The organism is Liquorilactobacillus vini DSM 20605, from assembly GCF_000255495.1.
Lineage (GTDB): Bacteria > Bacillota > Bacilli > Lactobacillales > Lactobacillaceae > Liquorilactobacillus > Liquorilactobacillus vini.
The window spans coordinates 1-4495 of the sequence record NZ_AHYZ01000160.1; the positions used below are offsets into that span (position 1 = coordinate 1).

A 4495-nucleotide genomic window follows, 5' to 3' on the forward strand; every position below is an offset into this window, starting at 1 on the left:
AAAAATAGCGTTGCTTCCGCAGGTATAACAAAATCATTGGACCATTCAGCGTTGTTAAACGAAGTTTGGTCAAGGTGGTACCATTTTTAATCAGCGATGCAAAACCACAGTGAGGGCAACGAGAAAGCTGATAACTAAGGCGAGCATAGATCGCCTTGAAATGATAAATAACGCCAGATCTAACAGTTCTAAGGTCTTCAACTTTAAAGAAATTGATATTTGAGTCTTTTATTTCGAGTAAACGTGCGATAGAATCTAATTGGGACATGGCTTTTCCTTCTTTCGATTGGGTTTTGTCACTTAAATCGTATCATAGGATGCCATGTCCTTTAATGTATAAAATAAAAAAACTGATATTGGATTTTATGTTCCACCAATATCAGAAAGTATAGACCCTAATTTACAAATGAACTTCACTTAAAAGTGAGGTTTTTTTGTGCATTCGTAAATAAATATCGTATTAAACAGTGAGGAGGGATGAAAAATGGAGAGGCTCAGAGAGTTTCTGGAAGAGAATCGAGCAAGAATCGTTGTGATCTTAATTGCTATTGGCTTAATCATTGGTGGAGTTTTTTGGTATAGTTATCAACAAACTAACTTGACTAGTGGCAGTGAAATTAAATTGACTAAAACTAAGAGTAGTAATAAAGATGCAGCAACAGTTACCAAATCCAGTAGTCGAGCACCCACTTTTTATGTTGACATTAAGGGAGCAGTTCAAAAACCAGGAGTCTATCGGATGACTTCACAGCAGCGGGTAAACGATGTTGTCTTGGCCGCTGGTGGTTTCCTAACGAATGCTGATCAAAATCAAGTCAATCTATCATTAAAACTATATGATCAGCAGATCATTTATGTGCCAATTAAAGGAGAAATTCAAGATCAAAGTTTGCCAACAACAATTGAACAGACTCCAACTGAAGCAGCAACTGCCAGCAGTGGTGCCGTAACTGCTAGTGCTGCCGAGTCTTCGGTGACGACAACTAAATTTGATTTAAACACAGCAACTAAGGAGCAATTAATGCAAATTAATGGAATTGGCGAGAAAAAAGCGGAGTTGATAATTAATTATCGTCAAGAACATGGTCAATTTAAACAGCTTGATGAATTAAAAGACATTAGCGGGATTGGTGATAAAACATTGGAAGTTCTAAAAGAAAACTTAACACTTGGTCAAGAATGATTTTTTTCTGGTATACTAAAATTTGAAAAAGGGGGAAGGTCAGATGAACAAACGAATTCCTTGGAACCAGTATTTTATGATGCAAGCAGTTTTGCTTTCTTTAAGAAGTACTTGTGAACGGCTTTCAGTAGGGGCAATTTTAGTTCGCGATCGCCGAATTATTGCCGGTGGCTATAATGGGTCAGTTTCGGGTGACGTTCATTGTATTGATGAAGGTTGCTACTTAGTTGATGGTCACTGTTTGCGAACGATTCATGCAGAAATGAATGCAGTTTTGCAATGTGCAAAGTTTGGAATAGCAACAGCAAATGCTGAAATTTATGTTACGGATTTTCCTTGTTTGCAATGTACAAAAATGTTATTACAGGCCGGTATTAAGAAAATATATTATTTTAGAAATTATCATAATGATGATTATGCTGTCCGTTTAATGAAATTAAAGAAGGTTGCAGTTGAACAAGTTAAAATTGATAAAAAGTACCTAACTTCGATCAGTTCGCAGTTAACTGATTAGCTAGGCTGGAAGCTAGAATTGAGAGGGCTTTTTTCACGGCAACCTTGCTGGCTGTTTTATTGACATTTGCTTTTTTCAAATTCTCACTAGTGTGGTTGATAGTTATACTGCTTTTAATTTTTCGTTTGTATCAAGCCAATAGCAAATTTTATTATTGGTTTTTATTTATCGCTAGCTGGCTTTTGTTTTTATTGTTTTTTAATACTCGACAATTAAATCAGCAGTTAAAAAACGAATACTCATTGAGTAATCAACAATTGATTGTTGAACCTGATCAACTAAAAATAGATGGTAATTTAGTCAAATTAACTGGTTATTGGGTTGAAGGAAAACAGAAAATTCAAGGGTATTATCAACTCCAAAGTCAAAACGAGCAAAAACAGTGGAGTGAAATTTCAACGCCAATAAACTTAAAGTTTAATGGTCAGATAGTGGAAATTAGTCCACTGACTAATGAAAATCAATTTGATTATCAACTTTATGCACGTTCACAATTAATTGTGAATCAAATTTTTATTAAAAAGGTGAAAGTTTCTTCGGTTTTACGAGAGAATCTGTTAGCTAAATTAATTGATTGGCTACATCAGTTAAGGATATTTATCATTAGAAAATTGGGAAGCTTGCCAGAACCGCTAAATGGATATAGCCAACTTTTATTGGTAGGCTACTCTGACATAGATTTTGAGCAGCAAGTTTCGATTATTAATCAATTAGGACTGTTATATCTTTTTAGTCTTTCTGGCATGCATGTGGTTTATTTAATGCAATTCTTCAAGACGATTTGTCGTTGGATTGGCATGACTAAGGAAGGTTTTAACTATCTTTGTTTAATTGGGTTACCAATTTATGCTTTTATTGGTGGATTGTCAGCCAGTTTAATTCGGGCGGTCTGCATGTCTTGGTTGGTAATTTTTGTTGGATGTTTTAATTTGAAAATCAGTCGAACATCTGCTTTATGCGTTGTTTTGCTGATCAATCTAATTTATTCACCGCTCCAGCTTTTTTCAATTGGGTTCCAGTTAAGTTACTTGTTGACATTTATCATAATTGAAGGTAGCAAACTAAACCAGTTATCTTTAGGTTTAAAGTTGAATGCCTATAGTTTTCCAATTGTTTTGTGGCATACTTATCAGTGGAATTTCTTAACATGGATTTTGACGATTGCTATTATTCCAATTTTCGAGTGGCTGATTATTCCAGCTGTTTTAGTGGGTTGTTTATTTCCTCCGTTGACAGGAATGGCTAATCAAGTTTTGGATGCAATAAATGGTGTTTTTAATTGGTTAGCAACGTTACCGTTTATGCTAACGTTTGGTAAACCACCATTGATTTTACTTGTTACAACGATCATTGTTTTAAATTTAATTGAAGTATCTTGGGTCACAAAAAAGGCTTTTTTAATTTTAGGATTGTTTGTGTTCTATTTAGTAATTGCATTTAGTATCAAGTTTCCACTTTTTGATGAAGTTGTTTATTTTGATATTGGGCAAGGAGACAGCACTTTAATTAGGACCAGATTTAATCGCTCAATTTCATTAGTTGATACCGGTGGAAAAGTTTCATTTACTAATGAAAAATGGCAAATTCGTCATTCGAAAACGAATGGTGAAACGGTGGTTGCTAATTATTTGTTAAGCAAAGGCATTAATCATCTGGATAATTTATTTTTAACTCATCAAGATACTGATCATATTGGTAATTTTCCCAGTATTGCTAAAAAGATTCAAATTGAACGAGTAATTATCCCAGCTGGGATGGGAAAAAACCAAAATTTTATTAGACGGTTAAAACAAGCAGGAGTTGTAGCTGAAAAGGTTTTGCCAGTCAAGACAAGTCGCTATCAACAAATTGGAATTTTTAAATTATTACATCCTTTTAAGGATGGTACTGGAACTAATGAAGATTCATTAGTTCTCTGGTTTGAGCTCAATAAGTTTAAATTTATTATCAGTGGTGATTTAGATCAAGCTGGCGAAAAACAAGTTATTAAAAAGTATCCGAATATACAGGCAGACTTTTTAAAGACGGGCCATCATGGTAGTAAGACTTCAACAGCTCCAGTTTATGTTAAACAACTTGAGCCATCCTTAGCGATTATTTCGGCCGGCAAGAATAATCGTTATGGTCATCCAAATCAGGAAACCTTGGCGACTTTGGAAAAATTTAAGGTTCCTTTTGTTTGTACGATCAATTCTGGCATGATCAAGATCAAAATGATTAGGAATAGTTTGAAAATAATTTATGGTAAAAATAACAATCAGGAGGATAAAATTGCAAGCAACTGAATTCTTAACGAAGAAACCAGCAGAGATCCAACAACCCATTTATTTGATTACTGGAACAGAAAAATATTTAAAAAATCAAGTAATTGCCAAATTAAGCAATTTAATTCCCTCAGGCTTACAATCAATTAATTTAGGGCAGTTTGATATGGAAGATGAATGGTTAGCTGATGCAATCAACGATGCATATTCTGTTCCATTTATGGGTGAGCAAAGAGTAGTAATAATTTTGCATCCATATTTTTTGACTGCAGATAAAACAGGAAGAAAATTAAATCAGGATCCAGTTGAGTTAGAAAAATATTTAACAAATCCGGCAGCCTCGACCATCCTGGCGATTGTAATGGATAATCAAAAAATTGATGCTAGAAAAAAAATTTGCAAGTTATTAAAAAAGGAAGCTGTTCAGATTGATTGTTCAGCGTTAAATGAAAAAGAGGTCAGACAGGTAGTAGCTAAAAAGGTTAAGCAAAATAGTTATCAAATTGAAGAATCTGCTTTGAATTTGCTGTTGCA

Annotated in this window: 4 protein-coding genes and 1 pseudogene; 4 read left to right on the forward strand and 1 reads right to left on the reverse strand. The window is 34.1% G+C overall.

The features are described 5' to 3' along the window. Positions 1 to 268 (reverse strand): annotated as a pseudogene (locus tag ON15_RS08825) (transposase family protein); the annotation flags it as partial. A 216-nt stretch (positions 269 to 484) separates the two neighbouring features. Here ON15_RS08825 and ON15_RS08830 point away from each other — a divergent pair. The 4 genes from ON15_RS08830 to holA all read left to right on the forward strand — a co-directional run. Continuing rightward, positions 485 to 1183: a helix-hairpin-helix domain-containing protein gene (locus tag ON15_RS08830; protein WP_010581124.1), complete on the forward strand. Its 699-nt coding sequence runs from the start codon at positions 485 to 487 to the stop codon at positions 1181 to 1183. A gap of 43 nt (positions 1184 to 1226) precedes the next feature. Continuing rightward, the gene (locus ON15_RS08835; protein WP_010581125.1) at positions 1227 to 1697 is read left to right on the forward strand and encodes a ComE operon protein 2; all 471 of its coding nucleotides are present in this window, start codon (positions 1227 to 1229) and stop codon (positions 1695 to 1697) included. A gap of 191 nt (positions 1698 to 1888) precedes the next feature. After that, positions 1889 to 3982, forward strand: coding sequence for a DNA internalization-related competence protein ComEC/Rec2 (locus ON15_RS08840; RefSeq protein WP_169313786.1), 2094 nt, complete (start codon positions 1889 to 1891; stop codon positions 3980 to 3982). After that, positions 3969 to 4495, forward strand: a 527-nt coding sequence (gene holA / locus ON15_RS08845; RefSeq protein ID WP_010581127.1) for a DNA polymerase III subunit delta, incomplete at its 3' end; no start/stop codon positions are given. The genes ON15_RS08840 and holA, both read left to right, overlap by 14 nt.